Origin of the sequence: Microcella sp. (assembly GCF_040286215.1) — a bacterium.
GTDB lineage: Bacteria > Actinomycetota > Actinomycetes > Actinomycetales > Microbacteriaceae > Microcella.
Genome location: NZ_JAVKCK010000017.1, coordinates 158,505 through 179,132 on the forward strand (window position 1 = coordinate 158,505; position 20,628 = coordinate 179,132).

Consider the following 20,628-nt stretch of genomic DNA (forward strand, 5'->3'; position numbering starts at 1 on the left):
CTGACGAGGAGCCCATGCCGCCCGCGCACTTCATGTACTGCCTGACGCCATGATGCTCACGGCCCTTCTCGCCGCCACTCTCGCGATCGTGGCGGTCACCATGCTGCTGACGCTCGTCATCGGGCGCGCCGCGGGCTGGATCGCGGCCGCGGCGCTCGCCTCGCTCGCCGTGATCGTCGGCGTCATGGCCGCGAGCGTCACGGAGCCCGGCTCCGTGATTCGGGAGACCGTGCCGTGGATTCCGTCGCTCGAGATCGCGCTACGGCTGAGGTTGGACGGCCTCGCCGCGCTCTTCTTGATCATCGTCCTCGGCGTCGGCGCCGTCGTGATCGCCTACTCCGCCCGCTATCTCTCGGACCGCTCGGTCCATCCGCACACGGGCTACTTCGCGTGGATGCTCCTGTTCGCCTTCGCGATGACGGGGCTCGTCCTCGCGGACGATCTCGTGCTGCTCTTCGTGTTCTGGGAGCTGACGACGCTCTGCTCGTTCTTCCTCATTAACCGCTCGGGGCGACGTGCGAGCGCTCCGGCCGTCCGTACCCTCCTGGTCACCGCACTCGGCGGGCTGGCACTGCTTCTCGCCGTCGTCCTCATCGTCGTTCGCACCGGTACGACAGTGGTGAGTGAGGCGCTCGTCGATCCCGTGTGGTCGACCGACGGCGCATTCGTGTCCGTCATCGCTGTGCTCGTGGCGCTCGCGGCGATGACCAAGTCTGCGCAGTTCCCGTTTCACATGTGGCTGCCCGACGCGATGGTTGCGCCCACCCCGGTCAGCGCCTACCTGCACGCCGCAGCCATGGTGAAGGCGGGCATCTACCTGCTGCTGCTCTTCTCGCCGGCGCTCGCGGAGAGCATCACGTGGCAAGCGATCCTCGTGTCCAGCGGCCTCATCACTGCCGTGATGGGAGCGGTCCTCGCCCTGCGCTGCTTCGATCTCAAGGAGATCATGGCCTATTCGACGGTGAGCCAGCTCGGTCTCATCGTCGCCCTGATCGGGGTCGGCACCCCTTCCGCACTGACCACCGCTGCGCTCTACACGCTGGCCCACGCTCTGTTCAAGGCGACCCTCTTCATGGGGGTCGGCATACTCGATCAGCAAGCGGGTACCCGGGACATCAGGCTTCTGCGTGGGTTGCGGAGGCGCATGCCCGTGCTCTTCTCCACCATGCTCGTGGCGGGGCTGTCCATGGCGGGCGTCTACCCGCTGCTGGGCTTCATTGCCAAGGAGTATCTGCTCGGGCAGATGCTCGAGCCAGCCGGACCGGCGTGGCTCGGGGGGCTTCTCGCAACGACGGCGGTGATCGCGGCGACCGCGACCTTCGCCTACACGGCGCGCATCATGCTGGGTGGATTCACCCGGTATCGAGGCACTGATGAGCCCGAGGATGACGAGGAGCTGGACACTCATCGCATGCCCAACGTGGTGCGAGAGGCTCCCTGGTCTTTCCTCGCTCCCGCAGTTCTCACGTCGGTGCTGGGTATCGTCCTCGCGTTCGGCATCACCTGGCTGCACCCCCTGCTCGGGTCAGCCGGGAGCGCCGCGGCCGGGCAGGCGTACGCGGCGACCTTTGCCCTCTTCGGAGGGCTGACCGCCGAACTCGCACTCTCGGTGACCATCATTGTCCTCGGACTCGTGGTGGTCAGTCAGCGCCGCCGCCTGGATCGGCTCTTCGCGCACCGTCTTCTGCGGTTCACCGCGATCGATGTCGTCGAGCGCATTCGCACCGGCGCGATCACCCTCGGCAAGCGTGTGGGCGACGTGACACGCACCGATACGCAGACGCTTCATCTGGGTGCCCCATGGGTGTTGATCGGTGGACTCGCCATCGGGGCCGTCGCCATACTTCCGGCGGCGGAGATGCTTGTGCCGCTCGCCGAGCCGTGGACGGACGCCGTGCTGCTGGCTCTCGTGGTGGTGACCGCGGTCCCTGCCGCGCTCGCACGCTCGCGCCTGACTGCCATGATCCTCGTCGGCGGCGCCGGATTCGTCGTCGCTCTGTGGTTCTTCGCTCTGGGCGCGATCGACGTGGGTCTGACTCAGCTGCTCGTCGAGCTGCTCACTGTCGTGGCGCTCGTCCTGGTCCTGCGTCGACTTCCTGCCCTGTTCCATGTCGTGAGCAAGACCCGCGAACGTGCGACGGCGGCGATCGCCGTCGGCGTCGGCGTCACCCTCACACTCGCGACGCTGGCCTTCACCGGCCGTCCCGACATCTCAGATGTGGGGCGCTACTTCCTCGAAGAGGCTTATGACGACACGGGTGGGACCAACATCGTCAACACGATCCTCGTGGACTATCGAGCGCTGGATACCTTGGGCGAGCTCACGGTCATCGCGGTGGCGGGGTTCGTCATCATCGGCGTACTTCGAGAGCGCCGACTGCGTGAGGAGCGCACGCCCGATATCGAGCGATGGAGAAGCACTCCGCTAGTGTTGAGCCGAGACAACACCCTGCCCGTGCGCGTCGTCGCGCGTTGGTCGGCTCCTGTGGTCATCGTGCTCTCCCTGTACCTTCTGCTCCGCGGCCACTACGAGCCTGGTGGCGGCTTCATCGCGGCGCTGGTCGGGGGTACAGGATTCGCTCTCGCCTACCTCGGTGCCCCGGCCGATCGCGCGGCGCTCTCGCGATTCCCGTATCGCGGTCTTCTGTCGGCGGGTGTGGTCGTTGCGGTCCTGTCGGGAATCGGGGGCTATCTGGCAGGGTCCTTCCTCAGACCGGTCCGCGTCGACATCCCGATGCCATGGGGCGGGGACTACGGGTTCACGAGCGCCCTGGTCTTCGACGTCGGCGTCTACTTCGCCGTCGTGGCGATCGTCATCGCCCTGCTCCATGAACTCGGTGGAGTGCGCGAATCCGACGCGCGTCCCCGTCAGCTTGCGCGTGACGCGCGCGAGGAGGTCGCACCATGAGCCTTGCGCTGAGCATCGGTGTCCTGGCGGCGATCGGTGTCTACCTCGTTCTTCAACGCGGCATGATTCGCATCATTCTGGGCTTCGTGCTCCTGACTCACGCGATCAATCTGCTCATCATCGCGGCCGGCGGAGTCGGGCGACGGGAGGCGCCCTTCTTCGGCGAAGACCCCGCCAGCGCCGCCGATGCGCTTCCCCAGGCCTTCGTGCTCACGGCGATCGTCATCGCGTTCGCCATCACGGTCGTCATGGCGACCTTTGCCGTGGTCGGCCGCGGCGATGACGACACTGAGCCCCGTGCCGCTCACACTGACGCCGCGGGACAGCCCCCGAGCAGGGACGCATCAGAGGGAGCGGATCGGTGATGGCGCTCCTGGAAGTCATGCTGCCGCTCTTCTCGGGTGCACCGCTGCTTATCGGCGGGCTCCTCTTCGCGTTGCCGCGCCAGACACTGTTGCGCCACGTCGTCGGCACTGCCACTCTTATGGCCCTCCTGGGCGGCGGGCTCGTGCTCCTCGGCGCGACCGCGGATGGCACCGTGCTCGCGCACCAGATCGCGCTATGGCCGGGTGGCGTCGCGATTCCCTTCGTCGCCGACGCGTTCTCCAGCCTCATGCTCGTGGTGACGGGCGTGCTCTCCGTCGTGTGCTTCATCTACATGATGGCCAGCGGGGAGGCGAAGAGCGCATCCATCGCATCGTTCGTGCTGATTCTCGCCGGTGGCGTCTCGGGCGCTCTGCTCACGGCCGACCTCTTCAACCTCTTCGTGTTCATCGAGGTCATGCTCCTACCCTCGTACGGTCTGCTCGTGATACTGAGCAGACGTGGCGATCTGGCGGGGTCGCGGCTGTACGTCACCGTGAATCTTCTCGCGTCGACCCTCTTCCTCGCGGGGGTCGGGCTACTGTATGCGATCGAGGGCACGGTCAACCTCGCGGAGCTCGCCGGTGCTGCGGAGAATCCCGCGACTGCCGTCGCGGCTGCCGTCTGTCTGGGAGCAATCGCCGTGAAGGCCGCGATCTTCCCGGTGCACGGATGGCTCACGCGCACCTACACAGCCATGTCGCCGGCCGTCGCGGCACTGTTCTCGGGGTTGCACACGAAAGTGGCCGTCTACATCGTGTTCCGGATCGTCTCCGTGGTTTTCGAGGGCGACTCCGCATGGACGACGGTCATTCTGCTTCTTGCCTCCGTCACGCTCGTCGTGGGTGCGCTTGCTGCTCTCGGCGAACGCGAGCTGCGCTCCCTCCTGATCTTTCAGATGGTGAGCGGAGTGGGGTTCATCCTCGTGGGCATCGCTTTTTTCACACCTCTGGGTGTGGCCGCTGCGATCGTGTACATGGTGCATCACATGGTGGTCATGGGTGCGCTCCTGCTCGTCTCAGCCGCGATTGAGCAGACGTACGGAACGGGAGCGCTGGACCGCGTGGCGGGACTCCGCACTCGGGAACCGCTCGTGACGGCTGCATTCGTCGTCGGGGCACTCTCCCTCGCGGGCCTGCCGCCGTTCTCGGGGTTCCTCGCCAAGTACGCGCTGGTCCTCGCGAGCGCCGACGCTGCTCAGGTCGTCGTAGCGGTGCTCCTCGTCGCCATCAGCCTTGTGACTCTGATGTCCATGCTCAAAGTGTGGGCAGACATGTTCAATGGCAAGAGGCATCCTGACGTCGAGGCACTGGCTGCAGAAGCTCGCATCCGCGCCCGTGACCGGCTGATGGATGACGAACCCGTCGACAGGGAAGAGGTCGAAGAGATGGCGGCGGAAGCGATCGAGCAGCACGACCCCCCGCGCGGATCGCTGCGCGCGGAGGAGGACCCCCACGATCACCGGGGTACGCGCATCCCGCTTCGTCTCATCGTCCCCTCCCTCGTCCTCGCCGGGCTGTCCATCGCACTGGGGCTCGGGGGCGAAACGCTGGTGCAGCTTGCCGAGCGCGCCGCGGACGGGCTTGTCGATACCAGCGCCTACATTCGCGCGGTGATCGGCCGATGATGAGGTCTCCTGGGGCACTTCCCCTCCGCTTCCTCGCCCTCGCGAGCTGGTTCGCGTGGCGCTTCATCGTGACGAGCCTCCAGGTGAGCGCGCTGATCATGACACCCGGCCGCAAGCCCCGGCCGGGAATCGTGAAGGTCGAGCTCGACGACATGAGCGAGGCCGAGTTGACCTTGCTCGTGGCGCTCATCACGATCACTCCCGACACGCTTGTCATTGCTCTTGACCGCGGCGCCCGCACGATGCACGTGCACGGCATGTTCGTCGCGGGAGATCCTGAGGCATTCCGCAGCGATCTCGTCTCGACTCAGGATCGTCTCTTGAGGGGGCTGCGGTGGAACCCGCCCGAGCCACGCCGGCTCGTAGCCCACACCGGAAAGGAACCGTCATGATGCCGGAGCCTGTCGCCATGATCGTGCTCGTACTGCTCGCGCTCGCCATCGTGCTCGCGGTCGTGCGCGTCGTCCTTGGTCCTACCGCCGGCGACTCGGCCGTCGCGGGCGACCTGATCTTCTTCGCCTTCATCGGCGCGGTCGCGGTGTTCGGTGTCCTCTTCTCGATCGACGCTGTCCTCGACATCATCCTGGTCGCGGCGATTCTCGGATTCCTCTCGATCCTGTCGCTTGCCCGACTTCTGCAGGGAAGCCGGCGGTGACCGGCGCGGTGCTCGTGGCCGTCATGGGCAACGGCCTCGTTCTTCTCGGAGCCGTGATCATCGCAAGTGCCGCGATCGGGCTCATCAGATTGCCAGACCTGTACACGCGGACGAGTGCGATCGGCACCGCGGCGGGCCTCGGCGTATCGCTCATCATCGTCGGCGTGGTCGTGCTGGATTTCAGCCCGCTCAACCTGGTGAAGGGTCTTGTCGCGATCACTGCGCAGATCTTGACGAGCTCTATCGGTAGTTTCGCCCTCGCCCGCGCCGGCTTCTTGACGGGCAGCACGCCCGACGCCTCGACTGTGCCGGACGAACTGACCGAGAGCGCATCCGGTACGGGTGCTCACCTCCAGGGTGCTCTTCCCGATGTCGAAGCGCCTCCTCGGGAAGGCGAAACCTGATGTTTACCTCGGTCAGTCTTCCGTAACCCTCGCGAAACATACCGACACTCCTGCTGAAACCTCTTCGCTCGACACTGGGGTGCGTGATCGCGGTGGACCCCCTGCCGCACGGGTCCGCTTAGCCCGACGGTCACGTCCCACGTTCCACTACGAGAGGTAGCAATTCGATGGATACCGGCGAACTTGCATGGGCCGTAACGGCCACCGCCTTGGTTGTCTTGATGACGCCCGGCGTCGCGTTCTTCTACGGCGGTCTGGTCAAGGCCAAGAGCGTCGTCAGCATGATGATGATGAGCTTCGGCGCTTTGGGCCTCATCAGCGTGCTCTGGATCCTCTACGGCGCCAGCATGTCGGTGGTCGACAGCACCTGGGCCTTCGCAGGAAACCCCTTCGCTGACTTCGGTCTCATGGGCATCACCGGCGACAACGAGGCCCTGATCGGCACGGTCTTCGCCGCAACCTTCGCCATCATCACGACAGCGCTGATCTCCGGCGCCATCGCCGACCGCGCCAAGTTCGGTTCCTGGATGATCTTCGCCGGTCTCTGGGCGACCATCGTGTACTTCCCGGCGGCGGCTTGGGTGTTCGGCGGCGGCTGGATCATCAACATGACCGCTGAAGACGGCCTCTTCCCCGGCCTGCCTGGCGTGATCGACTACGCCGGTGGAACCCTCGTCCACATCAACGCCGGTGCTGCGGCGCTGGCTCTCGCGCTGGTGCTCGGCAAGCGCGTCGTGTTCCAGAAGGGTGCCCACAAGCCCCACAACGTGCCCCTGGTTCTGCTCGGCGCCTCGCTGCTGTGGTTCGGCTGGTTCGGCTTCAACGCTGGCGCCGAGTTCCTCAACGACATGGCGCTCGTCGGCCTCATCGTGACCAACACGCTCGGTGCCACGGCCGCCGCGATCCTCGGATGGCTGGTCGTTGAGAAGCTCAAGGACGGCAAGGCCACCTCCGTCGGTGCCGGCTCCGGAGCGATCGCCGGTCTGGTCGCGATCACCCCGGCGTGCGCCAACCTGGCGCCGGGCTGGGCTCTGCTGCTCGGAGTCATCGCGGGTGTCCTCTGCGCCCTCGCCATCGAGCTGAAGTTCAAGCTCGGCTTCGACGACTCGCTCGACGTCGTCGGCATCCACCTCGTCGGCGGCCTCATCGGAACCCTGTACCTCGGCTTCTTCGCCATCGAGACCGGGCTCTTCACCGGTGGCGACGCAGGCCAGCTTCTCGTGCAGTTCGTCGCCGCGTTCGGCATGCTGATCTACTCGTTCGTCGTGTCCTACATCCTGGGCTTCGCGATCGAGAAGACCATCGGCTTCCGCGTCAAGAACGAGGACGAGGTCGCTGGCGTCGACACCGTGGTGCACGGTGAAGAGGGCTACGCGATCGTCAACGACTGACGCTGACGCTCACTCAACGGGGCGCTACTCTCGCAAGGGAGGAGCGCCCCGTTGGCGTTGCTCGGGGTGCAACGGAATCGGGTGCGAGATGGCGCGAGGATGAGCGACGTGGCACTGCAGCTCGCCTGTGCGGCACTCGTGCTGCTCCTGCCCCTCGGCGTGCAGCTGGGCCTGCGGCCCAGCACGGTGCCGCGCATCCGCGCCCTCGCCCTTGTCGGCCTCGTAGCCGCGGGCGCCTCCCTCGCCGCCGATATCGCGACGGGGCTGATCGCCGATCTTGCGGCGGCGATGCTTGACGCGTGCTTCGCAGGCGCCATCACCGCGACCGTGGCCCTCGTTGTCGCTCAGCGCGTCGGAACCGCCGGGGGAGTCGCTTTCGCGCTCTCCTGGACGATCCTCGTCTACCAACCCGTCGCGTCAGCCGTGCTGGACGGTGTTCCGTCGCTTGTGCAGGTCGCCTTCGGCGCGATCGACTACGGCGGGGTCCTCGCGAGCCACGTTGCCACAGCGTCCGCGCTGCTCGCAGTGTCCCTGCTCCCGATAGCGCGGTCCCGCGATCGCGCTCTGTCAGCAGGTCGCCAACCCCTGGGCACGGGGGAGTCGATCTCGTGGAGGCGCGGACTCCTGGGAGCGAGCCTCGTCATGCTCAGCGGTACCGGATGGCTGCTCGGCGTGGAGCGCGTGCTGACGGTCGCCAGCGGCAGAACCCTCGCCAACGCCCTTGCCGGCATGGCGCTTGCCGCGACACTGTGGATCATCGTCGAGAAGATCGCCGTCGACCGTCGGTCACCTGACGGCCTCATCGCGGGCGCGCTGCTCGGTTGGGGAGCCATCGGGGCGGGTGCACCGTACCTCTCGCCGTTCGCGCTCATCGCAGTGGTCGCCGCCGGCACCGCTGCGGCAGTAGGTGCGGTCGCCAAGGGACGCCAGCGCGGCACGGGGGTGCTGCGCTGGGGCGCTGCGAGCATCCTCGTGGCGGTTGTCGTCGGCAGCGTCGTCACGACGCTGCTCGCCGACCGATTCGGCCTGGCCGAGATGGCCACGATCACCTTCACCGTTGAGCAGCTGACAGCCACGATCGTGGTCGCGCTCGTCGCCGGCGTCGGCGGAATCGCGTGCGGCCTGCTCGCCTGGGGGATGCGTCAGTGGGCGATACCAGACTCGAACTGATGACCTCTTCCGTGTGAAGGAAGCGCGCTACCAACTGCGCCAATCGCCCGCGGCCCCTATCCTGCCATATCTCTGACACCCCGACGGCGCGGTGCGTGCGGCGCGCGACACGGCCCGGAGCATCGGTTTGGTCATCGTCGAGCGGTTGGGCTAGAGTTTCGATGCGGCCAGCGCAACCGGTCGCGAGTGCGGATGTGGCGCAGTGGTAGCGCATCACCTTGCCAAGGTGAGGGTCGCGAGTTCGAATCTCGTCATCCGCTCGAGTGGCACCCTCCCGGTAGCGGGGGAGTCACCCACGGTGGCGTGGCCGAGAGGCGAGGCAGCGGCCTGCAAAGCCGTATACACGGGTTCGAATCCCGTCGCCACCTCACAGCTACCGACCGGGCTCCCGCGGCCCTGACAGCGGGCGATTGGCGCAGCGGTAGCGCGCTTCCCTGACACGGAAGAGGTCACTGGTTCGATCCCAGTATCGCCCACCACAGTCTCACCGAACCAGCGACCTCGGAATCGCTCGTCCGCGATTCCGCTGGTTCGATCCCAGTATCGCCCACCACAGTCTCACCGAACCAGCGACCTCGGAATCGCTCCCGCATCTCTACGGCGTCACCCCGTTGCGGGGCAAGCATTGTCCAGGAGGGCGCGATAACCTGGGGGCATGACTCCGGGGGGAGGCGTCCGCGAAGCTCGGACCGCCGACAGCGACGCATTCGCCGACCTGCTTCTCAAAGCTCGCCTCGTCACACCCGAGACCCTGGCCTACGCCCGCCAGGTCAAGGACCGCACGGGTGCGCACATCGACCAGGTGCTCATCAGCGAGGGCCTGCTCGACAGCGAGTCGCTCCTTCTCGCCGAGGCGCAGGCGTGGGGCATCCACCCGATCGACCTCGAAGCGGTGAGCTTCGATGACGCGCTCGTCCGACGATTTCCCGGGCAGACCTACCTGACCGAGAACTGGCTTCCCATTCGCCGGCTCGCGAATGGCACGATCATCGTGGCGACGGCGCGCGGGGTTGCGCCCGATCGCGTCGAGCGGGTTCGCGCGCTCCTGGGCGGTGCACAGGTGCAGTTCGTCGCGACCACATCGTGGGGCATCAAGAACGCCTGCCTGCGCCTTTTTCGCGCCGAGATCGCCGAGGAGGCCGCCAACGAGTTGTGGCGACAGAATCCGGCTCTGTCGGCCCGCGTCACGTTCAGCCGCGGCCAGAAGGTCAGCGGCGCTCTCGCCGCCGTCGCACTCATCGTGCTCGCCGTGCTGTGGCCGGTGCAGGTCGTCATCGGCGTCATCGCCGCGGCGAGCATCATCTTCCTCGCCGGGACGAGCTTCAAGTTCATCGTCGCGATGCGTGGTGCCCGCTACGACGTCGTCGAGCGTGTCAGCAGACGACAGGTCGACGAGCTCGACGAGCGCGACCTGCCGCGCTACACCGTGCTCGTGCCCGTCTTCCGCGAGGCCAACATCGTGGGCCAGCTGATCAAGAACCTCGGCAGCATCGACTACCCGACCGAGAAGCTCGAGGTTCTGATCCTCATCGAGGAGGAAGATCACGAGACTCGGGATGCTGTGCTCGCCTCAACGCCGCCGGCGCACTTCCGCATCATCACGATCCCCCAAGGGCACCCGCAGACGAAGCCGAGAGCGTGCAACGTGGGGCTGTACTTCGCGACCGGCGACTTCCTCGTCATTTACGACGCGGAGGACACCCCCGACCCGGACCAGCTCAAGAAGGCCGTCGTCGCCTTCCGCCGGGGCGGCGAGGCAACGGTGTGCGTGCAGGCCTCGCTCAACTACTTCAACGACAGCGAAAACGTGCTCACGCGCATGTTCACGCTCGAGTACAGCTACTGGTTCGACTACATGCTGGCGGGTCTCGACTACGGAGATCTGCCGATTCCGCTCGGCGGCACGTCGAACCACTTCCGCACGGACGCTCTCATCGAGCTCGGCGGCTGGGACCCGTACAACGTGACAGAAGACGCGGACTTGGGCATCCGTGCAAGCGCGCTCGGCTATCGGGTGGGCGTCATCAACTCGACGACCATGGAGGAGGCCAACACCTCCATCCCGAACTTCATCCGGCAGCGCTCGCGCTGGATCAAGGGATACATGCAGACCTCCCTCGTGCATGCGCGGCAGCCCGTCGCCCTGCTACGGCAGATCGGCGTGCGGCGGTCACTCGCCTTCGTGCTCCTCATCGCCGGTACGCCACTCACCTTCCTGGGCGTGCTGCCGTTCTACCTGGTCACGGCGATCACGATCGTCGCGCCGCTGGACATCGTCGAGCTGTTCTTCCCTGTCTGGCTGCTGTGGATCACGCTTCTCAACTTCGTGATCGGCAACGTCGTCATGATCTACCTCTCGATGATGGGCCCCTACAAGCGAGGGACCTTCCACCTCGTGCTATGGGCGCTCCTGAACCCGCTCTACTGGGTGCTGCACTCGATCGCTGCCTACAAGGCGCTGTGGCAGCTCCTCACGAAACCGCACTACTGGGAGAAGACCGAGCACGGATTGACCACGCATGTCCACGATGACTGACCTCGGGCTGCGCGCGCGCGATCGTCACCATCGTCGGGCGCCCCGCACGCGTCTCGACCGGTTCCCCCGCGACCCGATCGCGCGCTGGTCGATGCGCGTCGCCCTCATGCTGCCGGTTCTCACCGTCGTGCTGCTCTCCGCGACGACTCCCGCCCTGGAGGGCACCTCCAACCAGTCGCTCACCGCCGCGCTGGTCGACATCGACTGGACGCGCGGTGACGGGCAGTGGCTTGCGCTCTTGTATCCCCACGTCTCGATCCTCCTCGCCGCCGCAAATCCGTTCGGGATGCTCGGCCTCGGCATCATGGGGGCGGTCGCGAGCGGATTCCTGCTCCAGAAGGTTGCTGAGATCATCGCGCAGCGGGCGATCCCGCGGTCGACAGGCATCATCCTGACCCTCGCTCTTGCGGCGAACCCGCTGTACCTCTACTTCGCGAGCGAGAACATGCCCGGCTTTCTCGCGTTCACGTTCTTCGGGCTCGCGATGGCCGATCTCGTGCGCTTCGTCAACTGGGGCAGCACTGAGTCGGGGTTCCGCGCTGGCCTCCTTCTCATGCTCGCTGCCTTCTCTGATCCCACAGGAGTTCTGTTCGCCGTCGTGGCGATCCTCGCCTCGCCATTCCTCCGCCACGGCCGCCCTGCCGCTCCGGGGCTGCGCGCCGCGAACATGCTGGTGATCGGCTTTCCCACTGCGGGTGCCTTCACGACGATCGTGCTCCTCAACCTGGCCTTCTTCGCGTCGCCCTGGCCCGGGGGCACGAGCTCGGGTGTCGGCGCGTATCCCGTGTCCTTCAGCGATCTCATGACCCTCTACACGACGCCCACCGGCTGGCTTCTCGCGGCTCCCGTGGTGAGCGCGTGGCTCGTCGCCCTCGTCGTGCGGCGCCCGCTCACCATTCCGGTCTCCGCGCTCGTCTTCGCACTCATCAATGCTGCGCTTCTCCTCGGTGTCATTCATCCTGGCGCCGCGGGCGTGACGTTCTTGCTGCTCACCCTGTTGGCCATCACGATCATTCCCGCGGCCAAGTCGACGCTCTCCAATGTGCTCGTCGACCTCATCGCCGTGTTGCAGCTCGGAATCGCCTGGGCCGTGGCCTTCGACCGACCGATCGTTCGCGACTGGATGACGAGCCTCGTGGAGGGGGCGCAGCGCATCGTCGGATGACCGTGAGGCGACCCTCGGGGCCCTGCTGTCGCCCGCGGGCGCAGAGCACCTGCGTCCAGAACCACCCGTGTGCCGCCGATAAGGTTGTGCGGTAGCCGACAGCGAGAGGACCACCGTGGCAGAGACCGCCGAGATCGCCGTGACCGAACCCGGGGACGGGTTCGGTCTCTTCACCGATCGGGCGGTCGTCGCCATGCGCGTGAACGGCGAGCTGCGCGACCTGGCGCACGGGCTCGAGCCGGGCGATCGTGTGAGCCCGGTCGCGATCGGGTCACCCGACGGCCTCGACATCCTGCGCCATTCGACCGCGCATGTGCTCGCGCAGGCAGTGCAGTCGCTTCATCCGGAGGCGACGCTCGGCATCGGTCCGCCGATCACCGACGGCTTCTACTACGACTTCGGAGTCGATGCGCCGTTCACGGTGGACGACTTCGGCCCGCTGCAGAAGGCCATGGAGCGCATCATCCGCCAAGGCCAGCGCTTCCAGCGCCGCGTCGTGTCTGAGGAGGAGGCCCGCGCCGAGCTGGCCAGCGAGCCGTACAAGCTCGAGCTCATCGGACTCAAGGGTGGAGTGGGCGACGCGCAGGATGGCGAGAGCGTGGAGGTCGGGGGAGCCGAGCTGACCATCTACGACAACGTGGACGCCAAGACGGGCGAGGTCTACTGGAAGGATCTGTGCCGCGGCCCCCACCTGCCGAGCACCCGCATGATCGGCAACGGATGGGCGCTCACGCGAGTCGCGGCGGCCTATTGGCGCGGCAGCGAGAGAAATCCGCAGCTCCAGCGCATCTACGGCACAGCGTGGGCCTCGAAGGACGACTTGCGCGAGCACCAGTCGCGCCTGGAGGAGGCGGCGAAGCGGGACCACCGCAAGCTGGGGGCCGAGCTCGACCTGTTCTCGTTCCCGACCGAGATCGGCTCAGGGATGTCCGTCTGGCACCCGCGCGGCGGCATCGTGCGACTCGAGATGGAGCAGCACGCGATGCGGCGCAACCGCGAGGCGGGCTACAGCTACGTCTACACGCCGCACATCACCAAGAGCGCCCTGTTCGAGAAGTCCGGGCATCTCACGAACTACGCAGACAGCATGTTCCCGCCCATGACGCTCGATGTCGTGCACAACGAGGCGGGCGAGGTGGTCTCTCCGGGGCAGGACTACTACCTCAAGCCCATGAACTGCCCGTTCCACATCCTCATCTACCGCGAGCGTCCTCGCAGCTATCGCGAGCTGCCACTGCGATACAGCGAATTCGGCGCCGTGTACCGCAACGAGCACTCGGGAGCCTTGCACGGTCTCACTCGCGTGCGCGGGCTGACGATGGACGATGCCCACCTGTTCGTGCGCCCCGACCAGCTCGAAGCCGAGGTCGCGAGCACGCTTGAGCTCGTGCTCAGCATGCTGCGCGACTTCGGTCTCACCGACTTCTACCTCGAGCTCTCGACCCGCGACGACGTCAAGGACAAGTGGCTCGGCGACGACGAGATGTGGAAGACCACGACCGAGGCTCTGCGGCGGGTCGCTGTCGCCTCCGGTCTCGAGCTCGTCGACGATCCCGGCGGCGCCGCCTTCTACGGCCCCAAGATCTCGGTGCAGGCCCGCGATGCCATCGGTCGCACCTGGCAGCTGTCGACCGTGCAGATCGATCCGAACCTGCCGGAGCGCTTCGATCTCGACTACACCGCACCGGACGGCTCCCGCCAGCGGCCGATCATGATCCACCGGGCGCTGCTGGGCTCGATGGAGCGGTTCTTCGCCATCCTGCTCGAGCACTACGCCGGAGCGTTCCCGGCCTGGCTCGCTCCCGAGCAGGTCGTCGGCATTCCCGTCGCGGAGGAGTTCGCCGACTACCTCGCGGATGTGATCGAGCAGCTGAAGGCTCGCGGGGTGCGCGCCCATGTCGACGACTCCGACGACCGGATGCCGAAGAAGATCCGCACGCACACGAAGGCCAAGGTGCCCTACCTGCTCATCGCGGGTGAGGACGACCGGGCTCAGGGCGCGGTGAGCTTCCGCTTCCGGGACGGCACGCAGCTCAACGGGGTGCCGGTCGCCGAGGCCATCGACCGCATCACGGGCGTCATCGAGCGTCGGTCGCAGGAACTCTAGGGTCGACCATGGAGAATCCCGATCACTCGATCGACGGTGTCCCGGCCGAACGGGGCGAGGGCTTCGCCGCCGTTCCCGACGCCTTCCAGCGACTCTGGACGCCGCACCGTCTTGTGTACATCGAGCAGGGCCAGCAACCCCGCGACGACGAGTGCCCGTTCTGTCGGGCACCCGAGCTGAATGACGAGGAGTCTCTTATCGTCGCTCGCGGCACGCACGCCTACGTTCTCCTCAACCTGTACCCGTACAACAGCGGTCACCTTCTCGTGTGCCCGTACCGCCATATTGCGCAGTATGACGAGGCGTCGCCGGAGGAGGTCGCCGAGATCGGGGCACTCACGCAGACCGCCATGCGGGTGCTGCGCGCGGCGGCGCGCTGCGATGGATTCAACCTCGGCATGAACCAGGGCCGCATCGCCGGTGCCGGAATCGCAGGGCACCTGCACCAGCACATCGTTCCGCGCTGGGCGCTCGACGCAAACTTCTTCCCGATCATCGCCGGCACCAAGGCCGTGCCGCGGCTGCTGGGCGAGACTCGCGACGAGATCGCGGCCGCCTGGCCCACAGGATCACGGCGTTAGACTGGCGCGCGCCGCCACTCACCATCTCTCACCTCGCGGTATCGCGCGCACTGCGCGCAGGAAAGGGTCCACAGCAATGACCGACAAGACTCAGGGAACCAGCCGCGTCAAGCGCGGTCTCGCCGACATGCTCAAGGGCGGCGTCATCATGGACGTCGTGACCGCCGAGCAGGCGCGCATCGCCGAGGATGCCGGCGCGGTCGCCGTGATGGCCCTCGAGCGGGTTCCTGCCGACATTCGCGCCCAGGGCGGAGTCGCCCGCATGAGTGATCCCGACCTGATCGATGCGATTCGCGCCGCGGTGTCGATCCCCGTCATGGCGAAGGCCCGCATCGGTCATTTCGTCGAGGCGCAGGTGCTGCAGTCACTCGGTGTCGACTACATCGATGAGTCGGAGGTGCTGAGCCCCGCCGACTACGTGAACCACATCGACAAGTGGCCGTTCACGGTGCCCTTCGTCTGCGGGGCGACCAACCTCGGCGAGGCCCTGCGCCGCATCACCGAGGGTGCCGCGATGATCCGCTCCAAGGGCGAGGCCGGAACCGGTGACGTCTCGGAGGCGACGAAGCACATCCGCACGATCCTCGGTGAGATTCGCGCGCTCTCCGCGAAGAGCCCTGACGAGTGGTACGTCGCCGCCAAAGAGCTGCAGGCTCCATACGAGCTCGTCGCCGAGGTCGCCCAGTCCGGTGCGCTTCCCGTCGTGCTCTTCACCGCGGGTGGGGTCGCGACTCCAGCCGATGCAGCGCTCATGATGCAGCTGGGGGCCGACGGCGTCTTCGTCGGCTCGGGCATCTTCAAGTCGGGCAACCCCGAGGCGCGCGCTGGGGCGATCGTGAAGGCCACCGCGGCCTACACCGATCCGGCCGCGATCGCCGACGCATCCCGGGGTCTGGGTGAGGCGATGGTCGGCATCAACGTCGCCGATCTTCCGGCGCCGCACCGGCTCGCCGAGCGTGGCTGGTAGGCAACCGCCCGTCGGGGTCTTCGCACTGCAGGGCGACGTGCGCGAGCACCTCGCCGTGCTGACATCGCTGGGGGCGGATGCCCGGCCCGTCCGTCGGCCTGAGGAGCTCGATGAGGTGGCCGGGATCGTCATCCCCGGCGGCGAGTCGAGCGTCATGGACAAGCTCAGCCGACTCTTCGGCCTGCGGGAGCCGTTGCGCCAGCGCATCGCTGCCGGCATGCCGGTGTACGGCACGTGCGCGGGCCTCATCATGCTGGCGGAGAGCGTTCGGGACGGCATCGCCGGCCAGCACACGCTCGGCGGGCTCGACATCGTGGCGCGCCGCAATGCCTTCGGCACGCAGTCCGACTCTTTCGAGACCGAGCTGTCCATCCCCGAGCTGGGTGAGCCGCCCGTGCACGCGGTCTTCATCCGTGCTCCGGTCGTGGAGGAGGTCGGGTCAGACGTCACGGTGCTCGCGCGCCTCCCCGGCGGCGACATCGTCGCGGTCGAGCAGGGTGCGCTGCTGGCCACGGCGTTCCATCCCGAGATCGCGCACGAGGACCGCTTCCACCGGCGCTTCCTCGCGCACGTCGCAGCCCTCGCCTGACCACGAGACGGTCGACGCGGCCCCGCGCACGGGCGAGGATGTCCTCATGCTCTATTCCCAGTACCCCCTCGCACGCACCCGCCAGATCATCGCGGACGTGCTCGGCACCGTCTCCGCGATCATCATCATCACGATCGGGCTGGCGGTGACGGCGGCGATCCGCACTCTTGGCCAATTCGGCCGCGATCTCGAGTCGGCGGGCGTGGGCTTCCAGGAGGGGCTCGGTGACGCGGCCGAGAACCTGGGAGGCGTGCCGCTCATCGGCGACGGCATCCGCGTGCCGCTCGACGCGGCAGCGTCGGCGGGCGGGGCCGTCGCCGAGGCGGGCCGCGGCCAGCAGCAGTTCGTCGAGCTCGTCGCGGTGGGAGCGGGCTGGATCGTCGTGTTGTTCCCGTTGCTCGTGCTGGCGATCGTATGGGTCTGGCCCCGTGCCCGGTTCGTGCGCCGCTCCGCGACGATGCGGCGACTCCTGGAGTCGGGCATGACCGGTGACACGCTCGCGATGCGCGCGATGGCGCGGGCGCCCCTCGCCGAGCTCGCGCGGGTCCATCCCGACCCCGCGGCCGCCTGGCGCGCGCGGGATACGGAGGCCATCAGGGCCCTCGCGACCCTCGAACTGCGGCGATCGGGACTGCGCCCCCAGACCCTCGGCGTAGACTGAGGCAGTTGTCCCGTCCCAATCGAGGAGTGAGATGTCAGGGCATTCCAAATGGGCGACGACGAAGCACAAGAAGGCGATCATCGACCAGCGCCGTGCCAAGTCGTTCGCCAAGCTCATCAAGAACATCGAGGTGGCCGCCAAGATCGGCGGCGCCGATCTGAACGGCAATCCGACGCTCGTCGACGCCGTGCAGAAGGCGAAGAAGACCTCGGTGCCCAACGACAACATCGACCGCGCGATCAAGCGCGGAGCGGGTCTCACGGGCGAGACGATCGACTACCAGACGATCATGTACGAGGGCTACGGACCGGGAGGGCTCGCCCTGCTCATCGAGTGCCTCACCGACAACCGCAACCGTGCGGCCGCGGAGGTGCGGACGGCAATGACGCGCAACGGGGGCACGATGGCCGACCCGGGGAGCGTCTCCTACAACTTCGCCCGCAAGGGGGTGATCTCGATCACGAAGACCGACGGAGTGACGGAGGACGACATCCTTCTCGCCGTTCTCGACGCCGGCGCGGAAGAGGTCATCGACCAGGGCGGCGGGTTCGAGGTCGTCACCGACCCCTCGCAGTTGATCGACGCCCGCACCGCCCTGCAGGATGCCGGCATCGAGAACGACTCGGCGGAGGCAGAGTTCGTGGCGAGCGTCCAGATCGAGGCGGATGCGGAGACCGCGCGCAAGCTCTTCCGGCTCGTCGACGCCATGGACGAGCTCGACGACGTGCAGAACGTATACACCAACGTCGCCCTCACCGCCGAGGTCCGCGCCGAGCTCGACAACGACGACGACGACGAGTAGCGCGTGCCGTTGCGGGTGCTCGGAGTCGACCCCGGACTGACGCGGTGCGGCGTCGGCGTCGTCGACATCGATGCGCGACGCCGCGCGAGCCTCGTGGCGGTCACCGTGATCAGGACGGAACCCGGCCTGCCGCTCGAGCAGAGACTGCTGGCGATCGGTACCGAGCTCGCCGAGCTGCTCGACGCGCATCGCCCTCAGGTGGTCGCGCTCGAGCGCGTCTTCGCCCAGCACAACCTGCGCACCGTCATGGGAACGGCGCAGGCGAGCGGCGTCGTGCTGCAGGCGGCTGCGGCCAGGGGCCTTTCCGTCGCACTGCACACCCCGACGGAGGTCAAGGCCGCAGTCACCGGGCACGGTGGTGCCGACAAGAAGCAGGTCACGGCGATGGTGCAGCGCATCCTGCGATTGGATGCCGCGCCGAAGCCTGCCGACGCGGCCGATGCTCTTGCGCTTGCGATCTGCCACGGCTGGCGAGGATCGCCTGGCTCAGTGAGCGACGGGGGAGCGCGCAGCGTTCCCGAACAGCCTTCCACACCGGCCCAGGAGGCGTGGCGCGCCGCGGAGAAGGCGGCGGCCGCCCGTAGGCTCGACAGGTGATCGCCAGCCTTCGCGGAACCGTCGTGGCCCTCGCTGCCAGCCGACTCGTGCTCGAGGTTGCGGGGGTGGGCTACGCTCTCGCGATCACCGAGCGCCACGCCCGAGAGCTGCGCGTCGGTGACACGGTGAGACTGCACACCGCCCTCGTCGTGCGCGAGGACGATCTGAGCCTCTTCGGCTTCGCGGACGAAGTCGACCTCGGGCTCTTCGAGCTGCTGCGCACCGTGTCGGGAGTCGGCCCGAAGTCGGCGCTCGGCGTTCTCGGCTCCATGGACGCTGACGCGATCGCGCGTGCGATCGCGCACGACGACGACGCTCCGTTCCGGGCCGTGAGCGGCATCGGTCCGAAGACGGCGAAGCTCATCGTGATCACGCTCGCCGGCAAGCTCGACGCCCCGCGCACGCCGGTGCGCGCAGGAGCGTCGGACGAAGCCGGGCTCGACGCGACCGCACCTCGCACCGCCCTCGTGGCAGCGCTCACCGGACTCGGGTGGCCCGAGCGCACCGCCCTCGACGCGGCCGCTGCGGTCATCGGTGATGCCCAGGAGTCTCCGCTGCCCGAGCTCCCCGTCCTGCTGCGTCGTGCCCTCGCGCAGCTCGGTCCGGCACGATGAGCGGCGGTATCGTGCGGCCCGACCCCGAATCCGACGCAGAGCTCGCCTTCGAGGGCGCGCTGCGGCCGCACAGCCTCGACGAGTTTGTCGGGCAGCAGAAGGTTCGCCGGCAGCTGCAGCTGCTGCTGGAGGCCGCGTCGATCCAGAACCGCAGCCCCGATCACATCCTGCTTGCGGGGCCGCCGGGGCTCGGGAAGACCACGCTCGCGATGATCGTCGCCCACGAGGGCCAACGACCGTTGCGCATGACGAGCGGGCCGGCGATCCAGCACGCCGGCGACCTGGCCGCCGTGCTGTCGTCGCTCGTGCCCGGCGAGGTGCTCTTCGTCGACGAGATCCACCGGATGGCCCGGTCTGCCGAGGAAATGCTGTACCTCGCCATGGAGGACTTCAGAGTCGACATCATGGTGGGCAAAGGTGCGGGAGCGACGAGCATCCCTCTCGAGCTCGCGCCGTTCACGCTCGTCGGGGCCACGACGCGTTCCGGGCTCCTGCCGAATCCGTTGCGCGACCGCTTCGGATTCACGGCGCATCTGGAGTTCTACGAGCCGGAGGAGCTCCTGCGCGTCATCACGCGTGCCGCCGCGCTGCTGCGATTCGATATCGAGCAGGATGCGCTCACCGAGATCTCGGGTCGCTCTCGGGGCACCCCCCGCATCGCCAACCGCCTCCTGCGCCGTGTGCGCGACTTCGCCCTCGTGAACGGCGGTGCCGCAGACCGGGATGCCGTCAGGGCGGCGCTCGATCTCTACGACGTCGACGATCGAGGACTGGATCGCCTCGACCGCGCAGTGCTCAGCGCTATCGTCGATCGGTTCTCCGGGGGTCCGGTGGGGCTTTCTACGCTCGCGGTCTCCGTCGGCGAGGAGGCGGAGACGATCGAAGCGGTCGTCGAGCCCTTCCTCGTGCGCACCGGCCTGCTCTCGCGCACTCCGCGCGGCCGTGTCGCCACGGCACAGGCGTGGCGACACCTCGGCCGGAGGCCCGAGGCGACCGTGCTCGATGACCTATAGTGGTCGGCAGGCTCCGGCGCAGCATCCGCACGCCCTGACGACGACCGCGTCGTCGAGCCGCTGAACTCCCCGAAAGGCGTCCCACTCCATGGATCCGTTGACCATCGTCATGCTGGCCGTCCTGGCCCTGCTCATCTTCTTCATGATCCGCAACTCGCGGAAGCGTCGCGCCGACATGGCGGAACTGCAGGAGAAGATGGTGCCGGGTGCAGAGGTCATGACCAACTTCGGCCTCTTCGGCACGCTCCTCGAGATCGACGAAGAGTCCAACATCGCCGTCCTGGAGACGGGACCGGGCAGCACGGTGCGCGTGCACCGCCAGACTCTCGCTCGCGTCGTCGAGGACGACGTCGTCGACGACGAGGACGAGAACGAGGAGGAGGCTCCGGCCGGTCCGCGACTGAATGAGTCGAGCGCCGATTCGCCGAAGTCCGACGACTGACAGAGTTCCGTCGTTGCCCCGCGCTGATGACGCGGG

At 67.4% G+C, this 20,628-nt stretch carries 20 protein-coding genes and 4 tRNA genes; 23 read left to right on the forward strand and 1 reads right to left on the reverse strand.

The annotated features are described in order from the left end of the window. The first annotated feature begins 49 nt into the window (after positions 1–49). From mbhE to RJQ01_RS08555, 8 genes are all read left to right on the forward strand, one after another. On the forward strand, positions 50–2,908 hold the full coding sequence (gene mbhE, locus RJQ01_RS08520) for a hydrogen gas-evolving membrane-bound hydrogenase subunit E (protein WP_350476307.1): 2,859 nt from the start codon (positions 50–52) through the stop codon (positions 2,906–2,908). Then, positions 2,905–3,273 (forward strand): sodium:proton antiporter, encoded by a 369-nt coding sequence (locus RJQ01_RS08525; RefSeq protein ID WP_350476308.1) that lies wholly within the window; start codon positions 2,905–2,907, stop codon positions 3,271–3,273. The genes mbhE and RJQ01_RS08525 overlap by 4 nt, the downstream gene beginning before the upstream one ends. Beyond that, positions 3,273–4,898, forward strand: a complete 1,626-nt coding sequence (locus RJQ01_RS08530; RefSeq protein WP_350476309.1) for a monovalent cation/H+ antiporter subunit D family protein — start codon at positions 3,273–3,275, stop codon at positions 4,896–4,898. The genes RJQ01_RS08525 and RJQ01_RS08530 overlap by 1 nt, the downstream gene beginning before the upstream one ends. Continuing rightward, complete coding sequence (locus RJQ01_RS08535) at positions 4,895–5,290, forward strand: Na+/H+ antiporter subunit E (RefSeq protein WP_350476310.1); 396 nt, start codon at positions 4,895–4,897, stop codon at positions 5,288–5,290. Before RJQ01_RS08530 ends, RJQ01_RS08535 begins: the two co-directional genes overlap by 4 nt. Beyond that, positions 5,287–5,553, forward strand: a complete 267-nt coding sequence (locus RJQ01_RS08540) for an MrpF/PhaF family protein (RefSeq protein ID WP_350476311.1) — start codon at positions 5,287–5,289, stop codon at positions 5,551–5,553. Before RJQ01_RS08535 ends, RJQ01_RS08540 begins: the two co-directional genes overlap by 4 nt. Beyond that, entirely contained in the window at positions 5,550–5,957 is a 408-nt protein-coding gene (locus RJQ01_RS08545; RefSeq protein ID WP_350476312.1) for a cation:proton antiporter, read from the forward strand. The genes RJQ01_RS08540 and RJQ01_RS08545 overlap by 4 nt, the downstream gene beginning before the upstream one ends. A gap of 167 nt (positions 5,958–6,124) precedes the next feature. Then, positions 6,125–7,348, forward strand: a complete 1,224-nt coding sequence (locus RJQ01_RS08550; protein WP_350476313.1) for an ammonium transporter — start codon at positions 6,125–6,127, stop codon at positions 7,346–7,348. Between the two features lie 108 nt (positions 7,349–7,456). Further along, positions 7,457–8,518: a hypothetical protein gene (locus tag RJQ01_RS08555; RefSeq protein WP_350476314.1), complete on the forward strand. Its 1,062-nt coding sequence runs from the start codon at positions 7,457–7,459 to the stop codon at positions 8,516–8,518. Here RJQ01_RS08555 and RJQ01_RS08560 read toward each other — a convergent pair. Continuing rightward, positions 8,495–8,567: transfer RNA gene (locus RJQ01_RS08560), tRNA-Val, on the reverse strand. The two genes, RJQ01_RS08555 and RJQ01_RS08560, sit on opposite strands and share 24 nt — an antisense overlap. Positions 8,568–8,706: 139 nt before the next feature. On the opposite strand from RJQ01_RS08560, the gene RJQ01_RS08565 reads away from it, so the two are divergent. The 15 genes from RJQ01_RS08565 to yajC all read left to right on the forward strand — a co-directional run bounded on the left by RJQ01_RS08565 (position 8,707) and on the right by yajC (position 20,592). Beyond that, a tRNA-Gly gene (locus RJQ01_RS08565) sits at positions 8,707–8,778 on the forward strand. Positions 8,779–8,815: 37 nt separating this feature from the next. Continuing rightward, positions 8,816–8,886, forward strand: a tRNA-Cys gene (locus RJQ01_RS08570). Between the two features lie 36 nt (positions 8,887–8,922). After that, positions 8,923–8,997: transfer RNA gene (locus tag RJQ01_RS08575), tRNA-Val, on the forward strand. A gap of 176 nt (positions 8,998–9,173) precedes the next feature. Then, positions 9,174–11,054: a glycosyltransferase family 2 protein gene (locus tag RJQ01_RS08580; protein WP_350476315.1), complete on the forward strand. Its 1,881-nt coding sequence runs from the start codon at positions 9,174–9,176 to the stop codon at positions 11,052–11,054. Next, positions 11,038–12,219, forward strand: a complete 1,182-nt coding sequence (locus tag RJQ01_RS08585; protein ID WP_350476316.1) for a hypothetical protein — start codon at positions 11,038–11,040, stop codon at positions 12,217–12,219. Before RJQ01_RS08580 ends, RJQ01_RS08585 begins: the two co-directional genes overlap by 17 nt. A 193-nt stretch (positions 12,220–12,412) precedes the next feature. Then, on the forward strand, positions 12,413–14,326 hold the full coding sequence (thrS, locus tag RJQ01_RS08590; protein ID WP_350476473.1) for a threonine--tRNA ligase: 1,914 nt from the start codon (positions 12,413–12,415) through the stop codon (positions 14,324–14,326). 8 nt (positions 14,327–14,334) lie between these two features. Continuing rightward, positions 14,335–14,907, forward strand: coding sequence for an HIT family protein (locus RJQ01_RS08595; RefSeq protein WP_350476317.1), 573 nt, complete (start codon positions 14,335–14,337; stop codon positions 14,905–14,907). 76 nt (positions 14,908–14,983) lie between these two features. Continuing rightward, entirely contained in the window at positions 14,984–15,874 is an 891-nt protein-coding gene (gene pdxS, locus RJQ01_RS08600; protein WP_350476318.1) for a pyridoxal 5'-phosphate synthase lyase subunit PdxS, read from the forward strand. Then, positions 15,864–16,463 (forward strand): pyridoxal 5'-phosphate synthase glutaminase subunit PdxT, encoded by a 600-nt coding sequence (gene pdxT, locus RJQ01_RS08605; protein ID WP_350476319.1) that lies wholly within the window; start codon positions 15,864–15,866, stop codon positions 16,461–16,463. The genes pdxS and pdxT overlap by 11 nt, the downstream gene beginning before the upstream one ends. A 46-nt stretch (positions 16,464–16,509) precedes the next feature. Next, entirely contained in the window at positions 16,510–17,124 is a 615-nt protein-coding gene (locus RJQ01_RS08610) for a hypothetical protein (protein ID WP_350476320.1), read from the forward strand. Positions 17,125–17,155: 31 nt separating this feature from the next. Beyond that, a complete protein-coding gene (locus tag RJQ01_RS08615; RefSeq protein WP_350476321.1) occupies positions 17,156–17,926 on the forward strand; it encodes a YebC/PmpR family DNA-binding transcriptional regulator in 771 nt (256 codons plus the stop codon). Between the two features lie 9 nt (positions 17,927–17,935). Then, a complete protein-coding gene (ruvC, locus tag RJQ01_RS08620; protein ID WP_350476474.1) occupies positions 17,936–18,523 on the forward strand; it encodes a crossover junction endodeoxyribonuclease RuvC in 588 nt (195 codons plus the stop codon). Then, entirely contained in the window at positions 18,520–19,137 is a 618-nt protein-coding gene (ruvA, locus tag RJQ01_RS08625) for a Holliday junction branch migration protein RuvA (protein ID WP_350476322.1), read from the forward strand. The genes ruvC and ruvA overlap by 4 nt, the downstream gene beginning before the upstream one ends. After that, positions 19,134–20,150, forward strand: coding sequence for a Holliday junction branch migration DNA helicase RuvB (gene ruvB / locus RJQ01_RS08630; protein WP_350476323.1), 1,017 nt, complete (start codon positions 19,134–19,136; stop codon positions 20,148–20,150). The genes ruvA and ruvB overlap by 4 nt, the downstream gene beginning before the upstream one ends. 88 nt (positions 20,151–20,238) lie before the next feature. Beyond that, positions 20,239–20,592 (forward strand): preprotein translocase subunit YajC, encoded by a 354-nt coding sequence (yajC, locus tag RJQ01_RS08635; RefSeq protein WP_350476324.1) that lies wholly within the window; start codon positions 20,239–20,241, stop codon positions 20,590–20,592. Positions 20,593–20,628: the final 36 nt, after the last annotated feature.

Bases quoted from the DNA above. Each gene is read 5' to 3' on its own strand.
- mbhE (WP_350476307.1), top strand. From the start codon at position 50: ATGATGCTCACGGCCCTTCTCGCCGCCACTCTCGCGATCGTGGCGGTC.
- RJQ01_RS08525 (WP_350476308.1), top strand. From the start codon at position 2,905: ATGAGCCTTGCGCTGAGCATCGGTGTCCTGGCGGCGATCGGTGTCTAC.
- RJQ01_RS08530 (WP_350476309.1), top strand. From the start codon at position 3,273: ATGGCGCTCCTGGAAGTCATGCTGCCGCTCTTCTCGGGTGCACCGCTG.
- RJQ01_RS08535 (WP_350476310.1), top strand. From the start codon at position 4,895: ATGATGAGGTCTCCTGGGGCACTTCCCCTCCGCTTCCTCGCCCTCGCG.
- RJQ01_RS08540 (WP_350476311.1), top strand. From the start codon at position 5,287: ATGATGCCGGAGCCTGTCGCCATGATCGTGCTCGTACTGCTCGCGCTC.
- RJQ01_RS08550 (WP_350476313.1), top strand. From the start codon at position 6,125: ATGGATACCGGCGAACTTGCATGGGCCGTAACGGCCACCGCCTTGGTT.
- RJQ01_RS08580 (WP_350476315.1), top strand. From the start codon at position 9,174: ATGACTCCGGGGGGAGGCGTCCGCGAAGCTCGGACCGCCGACAGCGAC.
- RJQ01_RS08585 (WP_350476316.1), top strand. From the start codon at position 11,038: ATGTCCACGATGACTGACCTCGGGCTGCGCGCGCGCGATCGTCACCAT.
- thrS (WP_350476473.1), top strand. From the start codon at position 12,413: ATGCGCGTGAACGGCGAGCTGCGCGACCTGGCGCACGGGCTCGAGCCG.
- RJQ01_RS08595 (WP_350476317.1), top strand. From the start codon at position 14,335: ATGGAGAATCCCGATCACTCGATCGACGGTGTCCCGGCCGAACGGGGC.
- pdxS (WP_350476318.1), top strand. From the start codon at position 14,984: ATGACCGACAAGACTCAGGGAACCAGCCGCGTCAAGCGCGGTCTCGCC.
- RJQ01_RS08610 (WP_350476320.1), top strand. From the start codon at position 16,510: ATGCTCTATTCCCAGTACCCCCTCGCACGCACCCGCCAGATCATCGCG.
- RJQ01_RS08615 (WP_350476321.1), top strand. From the start codon at position 17,156: ATGTCAGGGCATTCCAAATGGGCGACGACGAAGCACAAGAAGGCGATC.
- ruvB (WP_350476323.1), top strand. From the start codon at position 19,134: ATGAGCGGCGGTATCGTGCGGCCCGACCCCGAATCCGACGCAGAGCTC.
- yajC (WP_350476324.1), top strand. From the start codon at position 20,239: ATGGATCCGTTGACCATCGTCATGCTGGCCGTCCTGGCCCTGCTCATC.